The sequence below is a fragment of the Pseudomonas sp. S3_C06 genome (assembly GCF_054667675.1).
The window spans coordinates 861,474-881,093 of record NZ_CP162747.1 but is presented as its reverse complement, the minus strand read 5'-3'; the positions used below and the strand labels follow the sequence as shown (position 1 = coordinate 881,093).

The following is a 19,620-nucleotide window of genomic DNA, read 5'->3' as shown; positions in this document are numbered from 1 at the left end:
CAGGGGATCTTCAGTGGACAGAAAATCTGTTCCTGGCACAGATCCAATGTGGGAGCGAGCCTGCTCGCGAAAGCGATGGCCATGACACCGCCGCGATTACGGTATGACTTAATTCAACAGGCGAACCGGATCCCGAGCCGCCCAAGCCTGAACATCCTCGATCATCTGCGAAAAGAACTGCTCATAGTTTTGCCGACTGACATACCCGACATGCGGCGTCGCCAACACATTGTCGAGTGTGCGAAAGGGGTGCATGGCCGGCAGCGGCTCCTGTTCGAACACGTCCAGCGCCGCCCCGGCGATCTGCTGTTTCTGTAACGCCTTGATCAGCGCCGCTTCATCGACAATCGGCCCGCGCGCGGTGTTGACCAGCAGGGCCGTCGGTTTCATCCAGCCCAGCGCCTGCGCGTCGACCAGACCGCGACTGCGCTCGCTGAGCACCAGATGCACCGACAACACGTCAGCCTGCTCGAACAGTGCCTGCTTTTTCACGTACGTCACGCCCACCTGTTCAGCCCGTTCGACGGTGAGGTTTTCGCTCCAGGCAATCACCCGCATGCCGAACACCTGACCGAACTGCGCGACGCGCTGGCCAATGCTGCCCAGGCCGAGAATCCCGAGGGTCTTGCCATGCAGGTCGCCGCCCAGACCCTGTTGCCAATGGCCTGCGCGCAGGGAGTTGGCCTCATTCACCAGATTACGCGTCGCTGCCATGATCAGCGCCCAGGTCAACTCCGGCGCGGCATGCTTGTAGCTGTCGGTGCCGCAGACCTTGATGCCCAGTTTTGCGGCGGCCTGCATGTCCAGCGCCGCGTTGCGCATGCCGCCAGTGACCAGCAATTCGAGATTGGGCAAGCGCTTGAGCAGGTCTTCATCGAACCGCGTGCGCTCGCGCATCACACAGATCACCTGATACCGGCCGAGACGCTCGGCCAGTGTGGCGTTGTCGGCCGGGTAATCATGCTCGAACGTCACTTCACCAAGGCTATCGAGTACTGACCAGTCGACCACATCGCGGGCCACGTCCTGCCAGTCATCGATTACTGCAATCTGCACCGCCATCAGCCTTACCTCATCAACGAACGGGATTGGATGTATTCAGCCAGTCGAGCAGAGCTTTGTGGAACTGCGCCGGTTCTTCCATTTGCGGCGCGTGGCCCATGCCGGGAAATTCCACCAGCGTCGACTGCGGAATCAGCTTGGCCACTTGTTTGCCGAGCACTTCGTAATGGCCGATTTTCGCTTTTACCTCAGGCGGCGCGAGGTCCTTGCCGATGGCGGTGGTATCGGAGGTGCCGATCAGCAGCAGGGTCGGCATCTTCAGGTCCTTGAATTCGTAGTACACCGGCTGGGTGAAAATCATGTCGTAGATCAGCGCCGAGTTCCACGCCACTTGCGTCTTGCCCGGGCCTTTGCTCAGGCCGGCGAGCATGTCTACCCAACGGTCGAATTCCGGTTTCCAGCGGCCGTCGTAATAGGTGGTGCGTTCATAGTCGCGAATGCCTTGGGCACTGACTTTCAGTTCGCGCTGATACCACTGATCCACCGTGCGATAGGGCACGCCAAGGGCTTTCCAGTCTTCCAGACCGATTGGGTTGACCAATGCCAATTGTTCGACCTGTTCCGGGAACAACAAGGCATAGCGGGTGGCGAGCATGCCACCGGTGGAGTGGCCGAGCAGCGTGGCTTTCTGAATGCCCAGCGCTTTGAGCAATTGTTGGGTGTTGGTCGCCAATTGCTGGAAGCTGTATTGATAATTGTCGGGTTTGCTCGAGGTGCAGAAGCCGATCTGATCCGGCGCGATCACCCGGTAACCGGACTCGCTCAAGGCCTTGATCGAACTGTCCCAGGTGGCTGCGCAAAAATTCTTGCCGTGCATCAGCACCACGGTGCGGCCATTGGCCTTGCCATGAGCGGCGACGTCCATGTAACCCATTTGCAGGGATTTGCCCTGAGACTGAAACGCAAAGTGTTTAAGCGTGTAAGGGTATTCGAAGCCTTGCAGTTCGGGACCGTAGGCCGGGCCTTCAGGCGTTGCTTCGGCTGGCGCGGCAGCCTGCGCAGACAAGGGCAGGGCGGCGCAGAGGAACAGGGAGGGGAGCCAACGGGAAAACGTGACAGACATAAGGTCAAACTCCGTTTGAAATCGGCCGATGCTGGAACGGCTGGATTATGGCGACGTTAAACACAGGCAATGCCTGCGCCTGATCGTTCAACCGAGCCAGCCCAGGGTCAGCATGGCCAGCACACCATAACGGGCGCCTTTGGCCAGTGTGACAATCAACAGGAAACGCCCGAGTGGTTCACGCATGACGCCGGCAATCAGCGTCAGCGGGTCGCCAATGATCGGCAACCAGCTCAGCAACAACGACCAATGCCCGTAGCGCTCATAGTGTTTGCGCGCCCTAGCCATGTGCGCGGGGCTGACCGGAAACCAGCGCCGATCCTGAAAACGCTCGATGCCACGGCCCAGCCACCAGTTGACCAGCGAGCCGAGTACGTTGCCCAGCGTCGCGACGGCCAGCAATCCCCACAGCCAGTAGCGATCACTGGCGATCAGCCCGACCAGCAATGCTTCGGACTGCAACGGCAACAAGGTCGCTGCACCGAACGCGGCAAGGAACAGCCCGAAGTAAGCCGCGCCGATCAATGGGCCGGGTAGTCCGCCACCACTACATCAGCGCCATCCTTCTTCAGGCCGATGACCTGATAAGCATCGCTCATGCCGTCCATTTCCATGCCCGGCGAACCCATCGGCATGCCCGGTGCGGCCACGCCGAGCAGGTCGTCACGCTTGCTCAGGGCCAGCACTTGTTCTGCCGGCACATGGCCCTCGACGAATTTGCCGTTGATGATTGCGGTGTGGCACGAGGCCAGACGCGGCGGAACGCCATGTTGTTGCTTGAAGCTGCTCATGTCGCTTTCAACGTGATCGTCGACTTTGAAACCGTTGGCTTCGAGGTGGCTGATCCATTTTTTGCAGCAGCCGCAGTTGGCATCGCGGTGCACTTCGATCGGGATCAGATCGGCGGCCTGGGCCAGGGAGGAAATGAACAGGGCGCTCAGGGCGACCAGACGCAGGTGGGTTCGCATAGCGGATCCTCGGCTCGGGTGACGGTCAAAAAGAACGCATTTTGAACGGTTTTTTCCGCCAGGCATCAACGCAATGTTTCCAGTTGTTGCAAGGCAGGCTGGCAGGATGATCGTATATCAAGGCTGACAGGTTGCTGAGCGCGAGATGACAAAGTTGTCAGGTGGCCAATCTGGCGATGGTGTGAACGCCGTCGAACCCTGTGGGAGCGAGCCTGCTCGCGAAGGCAGTGTGTCAGGCACTGGATGCAGTGACTGAAAGGACGCTTTCGCGAGCAGGCTCGCTCCCACAGGGGTTATCGGGTTGGCAGAAATTCCTGCATGAATCAGCGGACTTTGAAACGCCCCATGATCGCGCTCACCCGGCTATTGGCTTCGAGCAATTGGCGGGTATTCAGTTCGCTGGCTTTGCCGCTCTGCACCAGCTCATCGACCATGTGACGGATCTGCACCATGCTGCGGTTGATCTCTTCGGTCACCGCGCTTTGCTGCTCGGCGGCGGTGGCGATCTGGGTGCTGAGGCTGTTGATATGGCTGACCGAACCGGCCATTTCATCCAGACCCGAGTTGACCCGTGCGGTGGCATCGGCGGCGGACTGGCAACTGGCTTGAGTGTTTTCCATGGCGCTGACCGATGAGCTCACGCCTTGAGTCAGGCGCGTCAACATCTCGTTGATCTCCGAGGTGCTGGCCTGCGTGCGGGCGGCGAGGGCACGAACTTCATCGGCAACCACGGCAAAGCCCCGGCCCTGTTCACCGGCACGTGCCGCTTCGATGGCGGCGTTGAGCGCCAGCAGGTTGGTCTGGCCGGCAATCGCACCGATGACCCCGAGGATCTCGGTGATGCGCTGGGCGTCCTGCTGCATGTTTTCGACTTTATGTGTAGCGCTGGCCACTTCGTCAATCAGCGCCACGACACTGTTGGTCGCTTCGCCTACGACCACGCGCGAGCGGTCGGCGTTTTCATTGGCGCGCTGGGTGAACGCGGCGGTTTCGGCGGCATTCTGCGCCACGCTTTCTGCCGTCGAACTCATCTCGGTGATGGCGGTAACGGTCTGATCGGTTTCCGAGGCGTGACGCAGCAGAATCTGGCTGGTGTGCGCCGAGGTGCGTTGCAGGTTGTCGAGGCTCGACGCCATGGCCCCGGTGGCCTGGGTGACTTCGCCGATCATGTTTTGCAGATAGGCGATGAAGGTATTGACCGAATGGCCGATGGCGCCGAGTTCATCTTCGGCACGAATGGTAATGCGTCGGGTCAGGTCGGCATCGCCACTGGACAGCAAGTCGATGTTGGCTTTCAACGCTTTCATGCGCTGCACCAATTGACGAATCGCGTAGACCTGCAACAGCACCAGCAGGATCACCAGCGGAATCTGCAACAGGCTCAGGGTGCTGAGGACGTCATCACGCTGGGCCGTGAGCATTTTTGTCGGCAGGGCGGTGGCGAGGAACCACGGCGTGCCTTCAATCGGGCGCATGAAGAAGGTGCTGGCATCACCGTTGTTGTTGAACTCGACGCGCTGAGCCTGATCGCGGTTTTGCAGGCCGGCTTTGACCTGGCTGGCAAAGGTTGAAGTGGCGGCCAGTTCGCTGATGTTCTTCAGCACGATCGGGCCACTGATGCGTGAACTGTTACTGATGATCTTGCCGTCGGCTTCAACGATGAGCATTTCGGCGTTGAGGTCTTTTTCCTTGCGCGCCACCAGATCGTTGAAGAAGCCGAGAGTGACGTCGATGGTCGACACGCCCCAGGCACTGCCGTTTTTCTGGATGGCCATGGCGCAGTTGGTGCGCGGCTCGGCACTGGCGTCATCTTTGTATGCGGCCGCCCAGGCACATTGGCCGCGTGGTGTGGCCATGCCGCCCTTGTACCAGCTCTGGTCGTAATAGTTGGGGGCAGCGTCGCTGTTCCAGTATGTATTCACCGCCAGTTTGCCCGAGGCATCGCGGTGCCAGAACGTGCTGAATTTGTTGCGCCCAGCCTCACGCTGCCCCGGCAGCGGCCAGATCCCACCGCCGAACACCTTCAACTCGCCGTACTGATCGACCAGGCCTGGCAACACCGTGTCGATGGCGGCGCTATCGAGCAGCGGAATCGTCTGGGTGATGCTGCGCTGTTGCGCCTGCACTTTGTTCAACTCGCCCTGAATCTGCTCGGCCACTTCGGCGATGCGGTTGAGGACCACCTGTTCTTCGGTCTGACGCAGTTTGGGGGCAACCAATTGGCTGATGCCGACCACGGTCAACACCGACAGCAGCAGGATGAACAGAACCAGAAACAGCGTGTAGCGAGCCGAAATAGTACGGAATGCGGGCATGGAGACCGGTCCTTGAGCAGCGTTTCTTATTAGGGGGCAGGGGTAAAACAGTGCGGGTATCCACAGCGTATCGTCGATGTGCCGGGAACCTTTAGGTACTGGCGTCCTAAAAAACACCGGTGCCGATGACTGGTCGGTATCAGACCCGATACAGGTGCTGTGGCTAACGTGCCTGATCGCGAGAAAAAGTCATTTTCGTTGCATTGGCATGACAGCTCTGGGTCAAGGTTTACGGGCTGTTTTGCTTTTGTATCGAGAATGTACAAGAATTGTAAAAATGTGCAGAAAGAGGTTGGTGCCATCAGTTCGCCCGCTGATACTCGCGGCCATTGATGGCATTGCCCACGGAATTTTTATGGTTTTTCACAGGGAGTCTTCTCATGACGATCGGTAACGTTGGCGGCTGGCAGGCCAAGGCAGGACTTCTGGTACGCGACACCGGCGCAAAGAAACAAGTCAGCCAGAGCGTCAAAGTGCAGCAGATGCTCAACATGGTCGGCAACGATCCCAACGCGCTGAACACTGCCGAAATGGACAAGCAGGGTATGCGCAAAGCGATCAAGGGCTTCGATCCGGCGAATGTTTCGGTAAAACAATTGGGTAATCTGAGCGAGATGCTGCGTAGCCGCGGGTTGATCTCCGAGGTCACCTCGTTCACGTTGAAAGCCGCCGGGGACAAGTTCGACCGTTTTGGCGTGACCAAAGACATCGACGCGAAATTCAACGCACTGGAATATTTCGCCACCCAACTCGACGCGATCCAGAACAATGGTCTCAATGGCAATGCCTACGGCAAAAACCTGATTCCCGAGTTCAAGAAAGCGATCTACGTCCTGCAGAACCTGAAGAACTATGGTGATGGCAACGCGCCTAAACCGGTCGATCAGGGCGTCAAGGCCAAGGCGTAAGCTGATCAGTTGTCGCCCGTTCATGGTTTGAACGGGCGATACCGATGGGCCGGCCCTTGCTCAAGACGGCGGCGACGCCTCCTTGGCGTGCGCTGCAATTTGCGATTGCGCCTGATCATGCAAACGCTGCATGTGCGGGCAATGTAACTCCAGCGAGCGCGGGCGATAGCCCCGATGAAACAACGCCAGCCAACCCGCGCAGCGGTCATTCGGGGCAATCCCGGTGAAGGTGAAACCCATCGCCGTCAGGCTCTCCACGGCACAGGCAAATCCGTTTGCAAGTCTTAGCCGAATCGAGATCAACCAGTGGGCAGGCAGTCGTTGAAGCTGCTTGAGCAGACTGCTGTCGAGTTTTTTCAGCATGACGTCATAGCGCCCGGTACAGGGCTCGACATGGATCTGCGGCCCCACCCAGGGCGGCTCTTTGTCCTGTGTCCCGTATACCCCGCACAAATGCTCCATGAACCTGGCACAGCTTTGCGGCCATGGCAGTGCCGGGAGCGGTCGTCGGTAGCCATCAATCGGCGTGTAGCCGATGACGATGGACTCCGGCAGCGGTTCGCCAAACGGCGAGGGGCAATAGTCGAGCAGCAAGCCGCTGCTGCAGAAACCGAGCCTGTCAGCCATGCGCTGTGTGTAGGGATGCTGCGTCACCTGTTTGATCGTCACGCCATGGCATCCCAGCGCCTGGGCATGGATCAATAGCCGAGAGCCCAACTGCGTGGCGATGTTCTGCCCGCGGGTCGACGGATGGACCACGCTCAATGCCAGTTCCGCCGTGGACGATCCGGGGTTTCTGCATAACGTGGCGTGACCGAGGATTTTTTTGCCGGACTGCGCCACCAGTGAATGCCAGCTTCCATCGCCATGGTTCTGGTTGATCATCAACGGCAAATACACGTGGGGCTGCACGTAGTGATCACCATAGATTTCCCGGAACAGGCGGCTGACAGCTCCGGCGTCGGTGCTTCGATAGCTGCGCAGCGTCAAGTCGTCCATGGGCGTTGCTCCGGGCGTTGGGTGTCGTAGATGCGCAGGTCGACGATTCGTTGCCGCTTGCCGGAGCGCGGATGTCGAGCGAGTTCATCGGTTGTGCAATGGACAACCTGCAGTTCAAGTTGGCCCTCAACGCACAGTTGCGTCATCAGCGGGTAATGCTCGATCAACTCACGGTGCAGCGTTTTTCCGGCGTCAGTGCTTTCGGCGTTGTGCCCGTCGGGCACCCACTTCAGACGCAGGATATCGACGTTTGCCGATTGGCTGATGACCAGTTGCCAGTCGTCGCTGGCGGTGCTGCGCTGGACGATTCTGGTGATGTCCTCGACCAGCAGGGTCAGGCTGCTTACCCGCACGCGCTGACTGCTTGCGCTGCGGCCCAGCAAGGCAAACTTGCGCATGGCCGCCGTGGCCGGCTCTCGCCAACAGGCGAGGTCGCCCACGGGGTAGCGAATCAATGGCATCAGCCGACGGGTGAGGTTGGTGATCAGCAGTCGCCCGCTGCGGTCGCATTCTTCGATCACTTCTCCGGTGTGTTCGTCGACGATTTCCAGCAGGCTGTGGCTGGCCAGCATCCGGTGTTCACCCAAGGCGCAATCGCGGCTTGTGGCGCCGATGAAACCAGCGTCGACACTGGCGTAGCCGATGGAGGCGATCCGCGCGTTGGGAAACACCCGCTGCAATAACTGCAATTGACCGGCGAACAGGCTTTCTCCGCCATAAAGTATGGTCTCGACTTCAACCAGCGTTTGCGCCTGGCGCTCCAGCACGCCGGCGAACGCCAGCAATTGCGCGGGCACACCGGCCAGCACGTTGATCCGGTGCTGATGGATGGAATCTGCCAGCACAAAAGGGTCGACATCACCGGTAAACGGGTACTCGGTGACACCCGCCGTTTCCTGCGCCAGTGCGTCATGGATAAAAATGAAACTGGCATACAGATCGCCAACAAAGAACAGATTTGCCACCCGGTCTCCGGGATTCAGTTGTTTGCCGAGATGGCTGCCAAAGTCTTTTACAAGTGTCTGCCATTCTTCGCGGGTAAATGCCGAAAGTTTACCGGCGCTGGATGTTCCTCCGGTCTTGAACACCAGTGCGCGCTCAACCGTTGATGTCAGTACGGACCATTGGTCGAAGTTCTGGCTGGTTGCCCAGTAGTGTTGCGGATCGATGACCGGAAGTTCATCCAGTGTGCTGACCTGCGCTGTAACGTGATGCAAATGTCTGGCGTAATACTTTGAATGTTCACGGGCAAAAGCGACCAGCGCGTTTAACTCAAGTGTTGTGTTCATGATGTTGTCCTGGATGATGGCCGCCGTAGGCGATAGTGCTCTTAACGGCGCGCGTCGATGACTGACGGGATTTTTCCGCTGTGTCGGTTTCTGCAGAACTGCTGCGGCTCGCAGGTTTGCGCTTCAACCGTGAGCAGTCCGGTGCGCTGCAGAACGGCCAGCGTCGAGTAGTTCAGCAGTCGGCCGAGGATGTCGGCAGGCTCGCCGGAGCTGCGAATCAGCAAGCGCTCCAGACCATCAGGGGCGTGATCGAGGTGCAACTGAAACGGTGCTTGCAGGTGCCTGGCGAGTTCATTCAGGCAAATGAAATCGGTGCCGATGCGCAACAGTCGGCCGTGCCGTTGCAGCAGTTCGAAGCGCGGCGAATTCAGTCCGCATGCGCAGGCGCCGTGCAGCCATCGACCGGTATCGCCGACTTCATAACGTTGCACCCGTTGGCCCTCGCGTGCTTTCGAGGTGAACAGCAAGCGGCCAATTTCATTGTCGGCGACCGGAACGTCCTCCTCCAGGGCAACGATTTCCAGATGCTGGATGGTGTCCATCAGATGAAACACACCATCGCCGGTGGCGACGCAGGCATGCCCGAATGGCCCCGCATCGACACTGCCGTACACCGCCGAGCGAATGCTGGAGACGCCGCAGCGTTGCAATAGCTCACGACACTGATCACTGATGTGTTCACCACCGAGAAACACTTTTTCAATCGCGCCATAACGGCTCAGACGCTGCTGTTCGTTGAGGAACAAGCGATGCAGGGTGCTGGGCATGCCGATCAATACAGTCACACGCTGCTCGATGATTACTTGTGCAATATCGCTGTAGTCATCATCGGCGGGGGCGCCCATGGGCAGGTGGGTGGCGCCCAGCAGTTCGAGGACTTTGGCAAAACTGAAAAAGCCGCCATACAAACCGCCACTGAAAAACAGGTTCATCACCTTGTCGCGGGCCGGATCGAGCCCCGCCGCGAACAACCCGTCGGCTGTCGCCTGCATTTGCCGTTGAAAATCGTGGTAACTGAATCCCGACAACGCCGGTGTGCCGCTGCTGCCGCCGGAGCGGAAAAACAGCTGCGCCGCCGCTGTCGTCGGTCGTGCGATAAACGCTTCTTTGTCGGTGATCGGCACGTTCGTCGGGTGCAGCGCACAAGGTGTTCGATCAAGGGTCATGTGGCTGGGCAGTTGCGTCGCCGCGACGCTCACCGACACACGGCGGCTCAGGCGTTGCAGCGCGTAAACGCCGTCGTGGGGTTCGCCGTCATAGCCGTCATGGATCGCCTCGATCGGTGCAATTCGGCTGACGCCCGCCGCAATCAGTGTCCGCGACAGTTCTGCGATCTGTGCTTCGCTGCACACCAACGCACAGCTCTGCAACACGTTGCGCCAAGGCAGCAGGGTTTGCGACAGGCGCTCGCGTGGCAGCGGCTTGAGCAGCAGCGTGCGAAACAGCGGCGAGGGCGCGAGCATCTCATTGTGGCTCCAGACAACGCGCCAGCCCGGCGCACTCCAGACCTGCGCCGTGACTCCGGAAAAACTCCTGCTCAAACGCGTCATCATGCCGTGGCTGCTGATTTCGCTGGCTTCCTGCACCGTCGGGACCAGCGCCGGCCAGTGCTCGGCACGCCGCTCGAACGCTTTGGCCAATGCGCAGCCGATGTCCTCAAGAACGATGGGATCATCGCTATCGACCAATAGCCACTGCGGGCTGGAGCAGGCCTGTTGATCCAGTCGACAAACCTCATCGACGATCGCCTCCAGTGCCTGCGGCGAGGCTGCGTCCGGCGTCAGATAGGCAAAACTGATGCGGTGCCCCCAGTCAATCCAGCGACAACCGGGTGGCAGCTGTTGGCGGATCGCTTGCAGCGCCGCTTCGCCACCCCACGCCGATACGCCGTTGGCCATTTTGCACAAACGACCGATCTGCTCGGTTGCCACCGGCAGCACGGCGACGTGATAGCGCAGCTGATCGCTGGGGTCGCATTGCACTAACGCGTGCAGCACACGCGCCGTCAAACCGTGGTCGCTGCGGCTGGGACGCAGCCAATTGATGTTGCCGGCCAAGAGGCTTTCGATCATCGCGCAGCACGCCAGCAGTGGCGCGTTTGCCGGTGTGACATGGACCACCAGACCCAGCGGACTCCAGCGTTCAAAGTGCGATTGCCGATAATCGAGACGCCGCAGGGTTGCGGCTTGATCGCCCAATTCTCTTTCAAGCTTGGTTTGCAGAGTGCGAGGCTGGCAGAAGTCGATCAGCGCCAGGCGTTGCGCGTCATCCAGCGGCAACTCGGCGCTGCGCAGATGTTGGGCAAAGTTGGCGGTTGCGGTCAGTACGGTGGCGCTGTCCAGCGGCGTGTTCAGGTGTTGCGGCAAGGTCTGATGCAGCAGTGCCAGTGCATTGTCGAGGTCGACGTCCGCGTGCAGTTCTCCGTTGATCAGGTACATGTCAGTGACTCCCCAGTAATTGCGCAGCGGCCATAGCGCAGCTTCTGCCGGCAGTGGTGCCCGCGCGGCCATGCAGTTCGAACCAGTCACAGGCAAGGCCACAGCCACAACTTGCGCCGGGGTGCAGCGTTGCCAGATCGCTCATCACTACCGCGTGCGCCGGGCTGGATGAAATGTAGGGTGAGACGAATCCCAGCAAGCCTTGCTGGCCGTAGGGCTGCACGGAGAAATCCAGCGGATTGCGCACGTACGCTTTGGCGTAAACCGGAACGTGAAAATGATGGTGGGCACATTCGATGTAAGGCACCGCGTGCTCGACCGCACCGTACCCGTCTCGACAGCGCGCTGTCGGGATGCCGAGTTGCCGGGAGATGCGCCCGTACAGTTGAAGTTTGGGGATTTCCTCGCTGCTGCGGGTTTTCCAGCCGCCGCCAAAAAACACCAGCGAATCGTCCGGCAGCTTCAGCTCAGGCACGCCGTTAGCCTGCATATGCTGCAAGGTCTGCCAAAGGAATGCCGGGAAGCCGAAAATGCGCACCGGCAAGCCTTCTTCGGCGAACGATTGCAGGGTCGCGATGACCCCGAACAGATCGAACTGGTGGCTGTCACCGGTGCAGCGCAAGGCGTAGGCGACGCGATTGACCGGGGCAAACCGGCAGAGGAACTGGTCGGTGTATGACGTCCCCAGCGTGATGGCGCCCTGCGGCTCATAGCTCAGCAGCAGGTAGTTGCACGGCGTATCGGCGGAGTTCCAGCCGTAATGGCTAAAGATTCGTTCGACCATGAATTGCGCGCCGGACAGACTGCGCGGGTCATAACGCATGCGACTTTTCTGCCCACTGGTGCCGGACGATGTCAGTTCCAGGGCGTTCTCCCCGGTCGGGCTGAGCAACAGTTGCTGTTTGAAAAAGTTGGCCAGAATCGGTGGCAGTTTTGACCAGTCTTGCAGGGCGTCGAGCTCTTCCACGTCGAGACCGTTGGCATTCAGCCAATGGGCGTAACCGGGAGTGTGCTGGCAATGGTATCGACTGATCTCGGTCATGGCCCGATCGAACAGGCCCGCAGGCACCGAGTCCGGGCAATAGGGGTGTGGCAACGCGCAGAGCGCATCGCTGGCGGGAAACTGATTCATTTCAATATTCCTTTATTGAGCGGCGGTGGAATCGGCGTGTAAGCCTTTTAATAATCCCTGCACCAACGGCAGGCTCAACAGGCCGCTGAACGCGGCGAAGAGCGCGAAGAGTTCGAGGCGTGCGCCACCGCCGAGGGCAGCAATCAGCAAACCGCCGACACCCATCACGGCAATCGAAATCATGCCGACCAGCGCCGAGACCAGGCCTTTGCTGTCATCGCTGGTAAATAACGCCAGCCGATAGAGTGCGGCATTGCTCATGCCCAGGCCGACGGCGTACAGCGCCAGGCTGGCGACCACCGGGCCCAGGCCAGCGCCAGACAGCGCGCTGCCGATCAGCGCCAGCAGCCCCAGACAAAAAGGCCAGAGCGCCAAGCGGATCAGCTGGGGCAAAGAGTGAGTCGCGAGCAAGCGGTCGAGGATCAGGTTGCCGGCGATCACTGCAGAAAAAACCGGAATCTGCCACAAGCCATATTCAACCGGCGACAGCCCGAGCAACTGCATCAGCAGCAACGGTGACAGGCCGATCCAGGCGATCAATGGCAAGCTCATCAGCCCGAGCGCGAGGCAGGCAGCGAGGAATCGGCCATTGCCGAACAAGACGCGGTAGCGCTGGCAGGTCTGGCGCCAGGAAAAACGCACCGCGGGTTGCAGCTGTCCATCGCGGCGCGTAACCCCGACCGTTTCCGGCATGTAGACGAACAGTCCCAGCCAGACCAGCGACGATACAAGGCCCAGGCCCAGGAACAGTTCGCGCCAGGACAACCATTGCAACAACAGAATGCCCAGCAGCGGCCCCACCAGCGGTGACAGCAGGGCGATGTTGCCGAGCAGCGCCATCAAGCGCACCGCATCGGCCTCGCAGAAGACCTCTTGAAGGGCCGGGTAACTGACCGCGACCACAAAACCCAAGCCCATGCCTTGCAGCAGTCTCAGTAGATTGAAGGCTTCAATACTCTTCGTGAAAAACGCAGCGGCGCAGGCCATTGCGAACAATGCGCAACCGCTCAGCAATACCCGCCGTCGCCCCCATTGATCGGACAATGGCCCGATCAGCCATTGCAGGCAGATACCGCCAATCAGATAAAGGTTGAAGGCGTTGGGAACATGCCGCACATCGGCCTGAAGATCAGTTGTCACGCTCAGCATGGCCGGCATGATCAAGTCGCTGGCCATATACGTCAGAAGTTCAAAAGCGCTTAGCGCAAAACAAAATCCGAGCACTTGTCGCGGCCCGATTTGTATCAGTGTTCTCTGCATAAACGTCCCTGTTAGTGAGTGAAAGGAAAGTTGCCAGAGACTAGTTGCAGGGGCTTGCATGGCCTATTTTTTTGCTGCGACATTAGATTTCAAATGCTTGCAACTTGTTTTGTGGGTTCCGAGTTGCCGCTAAGCGCTAGTTACGACAGCGTGGCAGACCCGGCGGCAAAAACAGAAAAGCCCGCAACGGGGCGGGCTTTGTTTGAAGTTGATCGGACTTGTTGATTTCCTGCCGCCATCTGCTTATCGGCAAGCGGGCAGGGCGAACAATCCTGTTCTATCGATGTTGGTAGTAGCCAGGGCCACCCTGGTAGTAACGGTGGTGATCGTCATGCCAGCCACCGTGGGGGAAGATGATGCAGCCACTCAGGGTCAGCAGGGCAAGAACGGGAATCAGCCAGGTGATTCGACGCAGCATTTTGAAAGTTCCTCATGGTTACGCCGTCATGAAGCCAAAACTCTTCATCGGCTGTAACATGAGACCCCGATTGCCACGATGCATCCCCGTAGAACGGTAAGTGCATGGCATGCAAGCGGATACAAAGCAGATACATTTCAACGTTTCAGGAAGCCGCAATGACCCACAAGCAACGCTTGATTTATTCGATTCTGATTGCCGTTTCGGTGCTGGCGATCATGCTTGGCCTGTCCTGGCTGCAAAACGCCGGAATGATTTCGGAGAAGACATTCCAGTTCGTCGCCATCGGTGTAGCGGTGATCGTGGTGGTGATCAACGGCGTGATGCGCCGCAAGGTCAAGCCTTGACGGCGTTTGCCGCACGCTTCAATCGTTGTTGAGGACGGCCGCAGCCTGTGGATGCAGGCTGTAGCTCTTGTCATCATTGAAGGTGATCACACCTTCGGCGCACAGCCGTTTGAGCACTTCGCGCACACTGAGGAAGGACAGCGGAATATCCAGATCCAGCAATTGGCTGTGGACACCGCGCACGCCCAGACGTCGCTCGCTTTGTGCGGCAACCAGCAGGGCGTCGATGACTTTCAGACGAATCAGGCTGGTGCGCAGGCCGAAACTTTTCAGCAGCAGCCGGATGCGTTCGTTGCCGTGACGCTCGACGCGTTGCCCGAAATCGCTCGCGTGGGGGCTCATGGAAACTCCTTTGGGTGCCTGGCTACCGTCCGTTGGTAGTTGCGAGTTGTACATGCGATTACTCCTTTTCAGAGCCTGATCGGGATGGTTTTTTTGCGCTCTCTAAGACAAGACGTATCAGCACGACAAATCATGAAAGAAAAAATGTAGAAAATTTGTCGGGGGTTTGTCTTTTTCTTGTGATTGTGGCTTGAAGTTGCGTTGGGCTTGGCGGCCTTTGGGCCGACCATGCTCTTGGGGGTTTGGGTGAATATCCGTTGTTATGGGTGTTGCCGCTGGCGGTTTCGCTCTTACAGCGAGTCCCTTTGGCAAACGCCCCAAAGGAACCAAAGGTCTGGGCCCCGGCGTTCGGCCCTCGCCGTGGCTCGGGTTCCTTCATTCCGGGATCTATCCGGGGGCATCGCCTACGGTTTGCTTCGCTGCACCTCCTCTCGATGTGTTCGACTTCGTCGAACGGTCGCTGTGCTCCCACCCCCGGATAAATCCCTCCACTCAGCCTGCCGAAGGGGCCGGCAGATCAAAAGCTGCAGCCGAGCTAACGCTCATCCTGTTGAGTGGTTAGGAGCGGGTGAGGGGCTTTTGATCTGGTTCATTGAGTTCAACTTGGTATTTCAGGTCGGCGTAGCTCTGGCAATCACCTCGATCAGTTCCCTCTCCCTCCGGGAGAGGGCTAGGGTGAGGGGCTTTTGATCTGGTTCATTGAGTTCAACTTGGTATTTCAGGTCGGCGTAGCTCTGGCAGTCACCTCGATCAGTTCCCTCTCCCTCCGGGAGAGGGCTAGGGTGAGGGGCTTTTGATCTGGTTCATTGAGTTCAACTCGGTATTTCAGGTCGGCGTAGTTCTGGCAATCACCTCGATCAGTTCCCTCTCCCTCCGGGAGAGGGCTAGGGTGAGGGGCTTTTGATCTGGTTCATTGAGTTCAACTGGGTATTTCAGGTCGGCGTAGCTCTGGCAGTCACCTCGATCAGTGCCCTCTCCCTCCGGGAGAGGGCTAGGGTGAGGGGCTTTTGATCTGGTTCATTGAGTTCAACTCGGTATTTCAGGTCGGCGTAGCTCTGGCAATCACCTCGATCAGTTCCCTCTCCCTCCGGGAGAGGGCTAGGGTGAGGGGCTTTTGATCTGGTTCATTGAGTTCAACTTGGTATTTCAGGTCGGCGTAGCTCTGGCAGTCACCTCGATCAGTGCCCTCTCCCTCTGGGAGAGGGCTAGGGTGAGGGGCTTTTGATCTGGTTCATTGAGTTCAACTCGGTATTTCAGGTCGGCGTAGCTCTGGCAGTCACCTCGATCAGTGCCCTCTCCCTCCGGGAGAGGGCTAGGGTGAGGGGCTTTTGATCTGGTTCATTGAGTTCAACTCGGTATTTCAGGTCGGCGTAGCTCTGGCAATCACCTCGATCAGTTCCCTCTCCCTTTGGGAGAGGGCTAGGGTGAGGGGCTTTTGATTTTGCGTTTGGGGGATCGTTTGGAGGGTCTAAATTTTTTTCTTTGACTTCGTTTCTTCGACAGGCTCATTGCGCGTGGACGCGTGGGTGTTTCCAGGGCGGGTCCGTGTTAACGCCGGATGCGCTCTTTGGCATGTCGATCAGGAGCGAGCGTGATTATTTCCAGACAGTTAACCGGACTGACCTTGGCCGGCGTGGTTTTTGGGCTGAGTTGTTCGGCTCATGCGTTCAGCCCGGCCACGGATATCAGCGCCGATATTCGCCGTACTGCTTTTGGCGTGCCGCATATTCGTGCGCAGGACGAGCGTGGGCTTGGGTTCGGTATCGGTTATGCCTATGCGCAGGACAATCTGTGCCTGTTGGCCAACGAGATTGTGACGGTCAATGGCCAGCGTTCCCGTTACTTCGGCCCGGATCAGTTCACCGTCGAGCAGCGCGAAAACCGGGTCAGCGATGTGTTCTTTACCTGGCTCAATACGCCTGAAGCGGTCAAGGCATTCTGGCAGGCGCAACCTGCGCAGGTGCGTGATCTGGTCGAAGGCTATACCGCCGGTTACAACCGTTATCTGGCCGAGCGTCGCCAGCAAGGTTTGCCGCAACGGTGTCAGGGTGAGTGGGTGCGTGAGATCGCACCGGAAGATCTGGTGAAGCTGACCCGCCGTCTGTTGGTCGAGGGCGGCGTTGGGCAGTTTGCCGAGGCTTTGGCCGGCGCCACGCCGCCGCAAGCGACAGCCGGGATCGAACACAACGTGCAGGCTTATCAGTTGGCCGATGCGCGTCAGCAGCGCTTTGCACTTGATCGAGGCAGTAACGCTGTCGCGGTGGGCAGTGAGCGCTCGTTCAACGGGCGCGGGATGTTGCTGGCCAACCCGCATTTTCCTTGGGTTGGCGGTATGCGCTTCTATCAGATGCACCTGACCATTCCGGGCAAACTCGATGTCATGGGCGCTGCCTTGCCAGGCTTGCCGATGATCAATATCGGCTTCAATCAGCATCTGGCCTGGACGCACACGGTCGACTCGTCGAAACACTTCACGTTGTATCGGCTGCAACTCGATCCGAAGGATTCCACACGCTATCTGCTCGATGGCAAATCTCTGCCGTTGAACAAACAGACCGTCACCGTGCAGGTGAAACAGGCTGACGGGCAAGTGGTGCCGGTTTCGCGGGATATCTACAGCTCGCAGTTCGGGCCGATTGTGCAATGGCCGGGCAAGCTCGACTGGGACAATCGGTTCGCCTACAGCCTGCGCGATGCCAACCTCGACAATGATCGGGTGCTGAATCAGTGGTACGCGATGAATCAGGCGTCCACGCTTCAGGAGCTGCAGGATTCGGTGCACAAGATTCAGGGTATTCCGTGGGTCAACACCCTGGCCGTCGATGACAAAGGCCAGACGCTGTATATGAACTTGTCAGTAGTGCCGAACGTCAACGCCGAGAAACTGGCCAAGTGCAGTGATCCGCGTATCGGCACAAAAATGATCGTGCTGGACGGCTCCAACAGTGCCTGCGCGTGGGACATTGACCCACAAGCTGCGCAGAAGGGCATTTATGCCTCCAGCCAATTACCGCAACTGCTGCGCAAGGACTTCGTCCAGCACTCCAACGACTCGGCGTGGCTGGCCAACCCGGCGCAACCGCTCACCGGTTTCTCGCCACTGATCAGTCAGGACGGCCAGCCGCTGGGCTTGCGCTCGCGGTTTGCGCTGGATCGTTTGGGCACGCTGAGCAAGAAAGGCCCGCTGGCGGTGAAGGATCTGCAACAAATGGTGATGGACGATCAGGTGTACCTGGCGACTCAGGTGATCCCGGATCTGCTGAAGTTCTGTGCCTCAGACCTTGGCACCGACGCGCAGGCGCTTAAGCCGGTTTGCGTCAGCCTCAAGGCATGGGATGGCCGCGCCAATCTGGATTCAGGCCTGGGCCTGGTGCATTTCCAGACCATCATGCAGGCGCTGCAGGCTTCGCCGGACGTCTGGCGCGTGGCGTTCGATCCTGAAGATGCGCAACACACGCCACGTGGACTGGCGGTCGAGCAGCCGGCGGTGGCCAAGGCGCTGCGTGAAGCCATGTTGGCGTCGGTCGAGTTGAGCCAGAAAATGGGTTTGAAGCCGCAAACCCGCTGGGGTGACATCCAGGTGGTCAGCAGTGGCGGGAAACAGACGCCGATTCACGGCGGCCCGGGTACGCTGGGAATTTACAACGCCATTCAGAGCGTGCCGCGTGAAGACGGCAAACTTGAAGTGGTCAGCGGTACCAGCTACCTGCAAGTCGTGACCTTCGATGAGAAGGGCCCGCACGCCCAAGGGCTGCTGGCGTTCTCGCTGTCGAGCGATCCGGCGTCGAAGTATTCGCGGGATCAGACCGAGGCGTTCTCGAAGAAACAGTGGAGTGTGCTGCCGTTTACCGAGCAGCAGATTCAGGCTGACCCGCAATACCAGGTGCAGACTGTTCGCGAGGCGTTGGACAAGGCGGGGAAAGTCGCCGCTCAGTAAGCCCGAGCATTAATGGCATCAAGCCTGAAGGCCGCATCCTGCAAAGGGTGCGGCCTTCAGCTTTTTGGCGGTTGTTGCGGTATCGAGTTGATCACCGGGTTACCTTCCTTGTTACGGCTCAGGTAGACCGGCAGTACCTTGGGCAGGCTGTTGGCCAGGTTGTTCAGCTCTTTGATGTTGTAGATGCCACCGACACGAATCGAACCGGTACTGTTGTCAGCCAGTTCCAAAGGATTGTTCAGATAGCGATTGATCAGTGGCAGGGCCTCGCTCAGCGCCAGGTTGTCCAGCACCAGTTTGCCGTTGCGCCAGGCCAGTGACGTGTCACCGGAGTAGGTCTGGCTGATCTGCGGTATGTAGTCGCCGTGTTTGTAGCGCGCCTGCATCGATGGACCGAGGCGCAGGCCATCGCCCGGCAATGAGCGATCGCTGGTGACCAGCACGGAGCCTTCGATCAGGTTCACGCGCACTTGATCCTGATACATCCAGACATTGAAACGCGTGCCCGTGACGCGAATTTTGCCTTCGCCTGCACGGACGACAAACGGGTGGGACATGTCGTGGCTGACCGTAAAGAACGCCTCGCCTTTTTTCAGGGTAACGCGGCGTTCGTCCTTGTAGTTGCTGAAGGTCAGATCGGTGTTGAGGTTCAGTTCGAGTTGGCTGCCATCGCCCAACGTCACCTGCCGGACATTATCGGTGGCGGTAAAATGCTCATAACTGTCGGGCAGCCAGCCCAGGTTCCAGCCGGTGTAGGCTGCCAATGGCAGAGCAAGCGCACACACGCCTGCTGCTACAGCAAACTGGCGCCACGAGCTCGAAGGCTGCTGCACTGGCCCGTGCGCCGGGAGGGCGGTGGCCGATGCGGGGCGTGGCAAATGTTCGGCCACGTTCCAGATTTCCAGCATGGCTTCATATTCGAACGCGTGCAGCGGATGGGCGTCGTGCCATTGCTTGAATGCGCGACGATCTTCATCGGTGCAGTCGGCGGCGTGCACACGCATGCACCAATGCGCGGCGGCATCGGTGATCGCATCGTATTCGGCTTCCGAGAGAGTGTCTTGGGTCATTGACTCGTCCTGATTTCGCACATTCTAACCTTGTCGGGAAGTTACCGAGAACATTCGTCATGGCAATTGCCC

The 19,620-nt window shown here is 59.0% G+C and carries 16 protein-coding genes; 3 read left to right on the top strand and 13 right to left on the bottom strand.

Annotation, left to right across the window (positions count from 1 at the left end; all coding sequences use genetic code 11):
- Nucleotides 1-108: 108 nt before the first annotated feature.
- The 5 genes from AB4N44_RS03775 to AB4N44_RS03755 form a co-directional block, all read right to left on the bottom strand.
- Nucleotides 109-1,062: a D-2-hydroxyacid dehydrogenase family protein gene (locus tag AB4N44_RS03775; protein ID WP_460110166.1), complete on the bottom strand. Its 954-nt coding sequence runs from the start codon at nt 1,060-1,062 to the stop codon at nt 109-111.
- 13 nt (nt 1,063-1,075) lie between these two features.
- On the bottom strand, nt 1,076-2,125 hold the full coding sequence (locus AB4N44_RS03770) for an alpha/beta fold hydrolase (RefSeq protein ID WP_127927958.1): 1,050 nt from the start codon (nt 2,123-2,125) through the stop codon (nt 1,076-1,078).
- 87 nt (nt 2,126-2,212) lie between these two features.
- Nucleotides 2,213-2,647, bottom strand: coding sequence for a YqaA family protein (locus AB4N44_RS03765; RefSeq protein WP_460111619.1), 435 nt, complete (start codon nt 2,645-2,647; stop codon nt 2,213-2,215).
- A complete protein-coding gene (locus AB4N44_RS03760; RefSeq protein WP_038368994.1) occupies nt 2,647-3,093 on the bottom strand; it encodes a DUF411 domain-containing protein in 447 nt (148 codons plus the stop codon). Before AB4N44_RS03760 ends, AB4N44_RS03765 begins: the two co-directional genes overlap by 1 nt.
- Before the next feature lie 323 nt (nt 3,094-3,416).
- Nucleotides 3,417-5,408 carry a methyl-accepting chemotaxis protein gene (locus AB4N44_RS03755; protein WP_460110168.1) on the bottom strand — a complete coding sequence of 664 codons (1,992 nt, stop codon included), beginning with the start codon at nt 5,406-5,408 and terminating at the stop codon, nt 3,417-3,419.
- A gap of 380 nt (nt 5,409-5,788) precedes the next feature.
- Between AB4N44_RS03755 and AB4N44_RS03750 the strand changes: the two genes are divergently transcribed.
- Nucleotides 5,789-6,316 carry a hypothetical protein gene (locus AB4N44_RS03750; RefSeq protein ID WP_127927954.1) on the top strand — a complete coding sequence of 176 codons (528 nt, stop codon included), beginning with the start codon at nt 5,789-5,791 and terminating at the stop codon, nt 6,314-6,316.
- Nucleotides 6,317-6,376: 60 nt separating this feature from the next.
- Here the strand turns inward: AB4N44_RS03750 and AB4N44_RS03745 are convergent, their stop codons facing one another.
- From AB4N44_RS03745 to AB4N44_RS03720, 6 genes are all read right to left on the bottom strand, one after another.
- Nucleotides 6,377-7,315 carry a GNAT family N-acetyltransferase gene (locus AB4N44_RS03745; protein ID WP_127927952.1) on the bottom strand — a complete coding sequence of 313 codons (939 nt, stop codon included), beginning with the start codon at nt 7,313-7,315 and terminating at the stop codon, nt 6,377-6,379.
- Nucleotides 7,303-8,604: a phenylacetate--CoA ligase family protein gene (locus AB4N44_RS03740; RefSeq protein WP_460110170.1), complete on the bottom strand. Its 1,302-nt coding sequence runs from the start codon at nt 8,602-8,604 to the stop codon at nt 7,303-7,305. Before AB4N44_RS03740 ends, AB4N44_RS03745 begins: the two co-directional genes overlap by 13 nt.
- A 41-nt stretch (nt 8,605-8,645) precedes the next feature.
- On the bottom strand, nt 8,646-11,042 hold the full coding sequence (locus AB4N44_RS03735) for an acyl-CoA reductase (RefSeq protein ID WP_460110172.1): 2,397 nt from the start codon (nt 11,040-11,042) through the stop codon (nt 8,646-8,648).
- A 1-nt stretch (nt 11,043) separates the two neighbouring features.
- Nucleotides 11,044-12,174 carry a LuxE/PaaK family acyltransferase gene (locus AB4N44_RS03730; protein ID WP_460110174.1) on the bottom strand — a complete coding sequence of 377 codons (1,131 nt, stop codon included), beginning with the start codon at nt 12,172-12,174 and terminating at the stop codon, nt 11,044-11,046.
- A gap of 12 nt (nt 12,175-12,186) precedes the next feature.
- Nucleotides 12,187-13,434, bottom strand: a complete 1,248-nt coding sequence (locus AB4N44_RS03725; RefSeq protein WP_460110176.1) for an MFS transporter — start codon at nt 13,432-13,434, stop codon at nt 12,187-12,189.
- Between the two features lie 277 nt (nt 13,435-13,711).
- Nucleotides 13,712-13,852, bottom strand: coding sequence for a hypothetical protein (locus AB4N44_RS03720; RefSeq protein ID WP_007918111.1), 141 nt, complete (start codon nt 13,850-13,852; stop codon nt 13,712-13,714).
- A 158-nt stretch (nt 13,853-14,010) separates the two neighbouring features.
- Here AB4N44_RS03720 and AB4N44_RS03715 point away from each other — a divergent pair, with 158 nt between their 5' ends.
- Nucleotides 14,011-14,199: a hypothetical protein gene (locus AB4N44_RS03715; RefSeq protein WP_038363103.1), complete on the top strand. Its 189-nt coding sequence runs from the start codon at nt 14,011-14,013 to the stop codon at nt 14,197-14,199.
- Between the two features lie 18 nt (nt 14,200-14,217).
- Here AB4N44_RS03715 and AB4N44_RS03710 read toward each other — a convergent pair whose 3' ends face one another.
- On the bottom strand, nt 14,218-14,595 hold the full coding sequence (locus AB4N44_RS03710) for a fe2+ zn2+ uptake regulation protein (protein ID WP_127927942.1): 378 nt from the start codon (nt 14,593-14,595) through the stop codon (nt 14,218-14,220).
- A gap of 1,537 nt (nt 14,596-16,132) precedes the next feature.
- On the opposite strand from AB4N44_RS03710, the gene pvdQ reads away from it, so the two are divergent.
- Nucleotides 16,133-18,478 (top strand): bifunctional acylase PvdQ, encoded by a 2,346-nt coding sequence (gene pvdQ / locus AB4N44_RS03705; protein ID WP_460110178.1) that lies wholly within the window; start codon nt 16,133-16,135, stop codon nt 18,476-18,478.
- Between the two features lie 56 nt (nt 18,479-18,534).
- On the opposite strand, the gene AB4N44_RS03700 is transcribed toward pvdQ, so the two are convergent.
- The gene (locus AB4N44_RS03700) at nt 18,535-19,548 is read right to left on the bottom strand and encodes a FecR family protein (RefSeq protein ID WP_460110180.1); all 1,014 of its coding nucleotides are present in this window, start codon (nt 19,546-19,548) and stop codon (nt 18,535-18,537) included.
- Between the last annotated feature and the right edge of the window lie 72 nt (nt 19,549-19,620).

Excerpts from the sequence above, each read along its gene's own strand:
- AB4N44_RS03775 (WP_460110166.1), bottom strand. The coding sequence starts at position 1,062 with ATGGCGGTGCAGATTGCAGTAATCGATGACTGGCAGGACGTGGCCCGC.
- AB4N44_RS03770 (WP_127927958.1), bottom strand. The coding sequence starts at position 2,125 with ATGTCTGTCACGTTTTCCCGTTGGCTCCCCTCCCTGTTCCTCTGCGCC.
- AB4N44_RS03760 (WP_038368994.1), bottom strand. The coding sequence starts at position 3,093 with ATGCGAACCCACCTGCGTCTGGTCGCCCTGAGCGCCCTGTTCATTTCC.
- AB4N44_RS03755 (WP_460110168.1), bottom strand. The coding sequence starts at position 5,408 with ATGCCCGCATTCCGTACTATTTCGGCTCGCTACACGCTGTTTCTGGTT.
- AB4N44_RS03750 (WP_127927954.1), top strand. The coding sequence starts at position 5,789 with ATGACGATCGGTAACGTTGGCGGCTGGCAGGCCAAGGCAGGACTTCTG.
- AB4N44_RS03745 (WP_127927952.1), bottom strand. The coding sequence starts at position 7,315 with ATGGACGACTTGACGCTGCGCAGCTATCGAAGCACCGACGCCGGAGCT.
- AB4N44_RS03740 (WP_460110170.1), bottom strand. The coding sequence starts at position 8,604 with ATGAACACAACACTTGAGTTAAACGCGCTGGTCGCTTTTGCCCGTGAA.
- AB4N44_RS03735 (WP_460110172.1), bottom strand. The coding sequence starts at position 11,042 with ATGTACCTGATCAACGGAGAACTGCACGCGGACGTCGACCTCGACAAT.
- AB4N44_RS03730 (WP_460110174.1), bottom strand. The coding sequence starts at position 12,174 with ATGAATCAGTTTCCCGCCAGCGATGCGCTCTGCGCGTTGCCACACCCC.
- AB4N44_RS03725 (WP_460110176.1), bottom strand. The coding sequence starts at position 13,434 with ATGCAGAGAACACTGATACAAATCGGGCCGCGACAAGTGCTCGGATTT.
- AB4N44_RS03720 (WP_007918111.1), bottom strand. The coding sequence starts at position 13,852 with ATGCTGCGTCGAATCACCTGGCTGATTCCCGTTCTTGCCCTGCTGACC.
- AB4N44_RS03715 (WP_038363103.1), top strand. The coding sequence starts at position 14,011 with ATGACCCACAAGCAACGCTTGATTTATTCGATTCTGATTGCCGTTTCG.
- AB4N44_RS03710 (WP_127927942.1), bottom strand. The coding sequence starts at position 14,595 with ATGTACAACTCGCAACTACCAACGGACGGTAGCCAGGCACCCAAAGGA.
- AB4N44_RS03700 (WP_460110180.1), bottom strand. The coding sequence starts at position 19,548 with ATGACCCAAGACACTCTCTCGGAAGCCGAATACGATGCGATCACCGAT.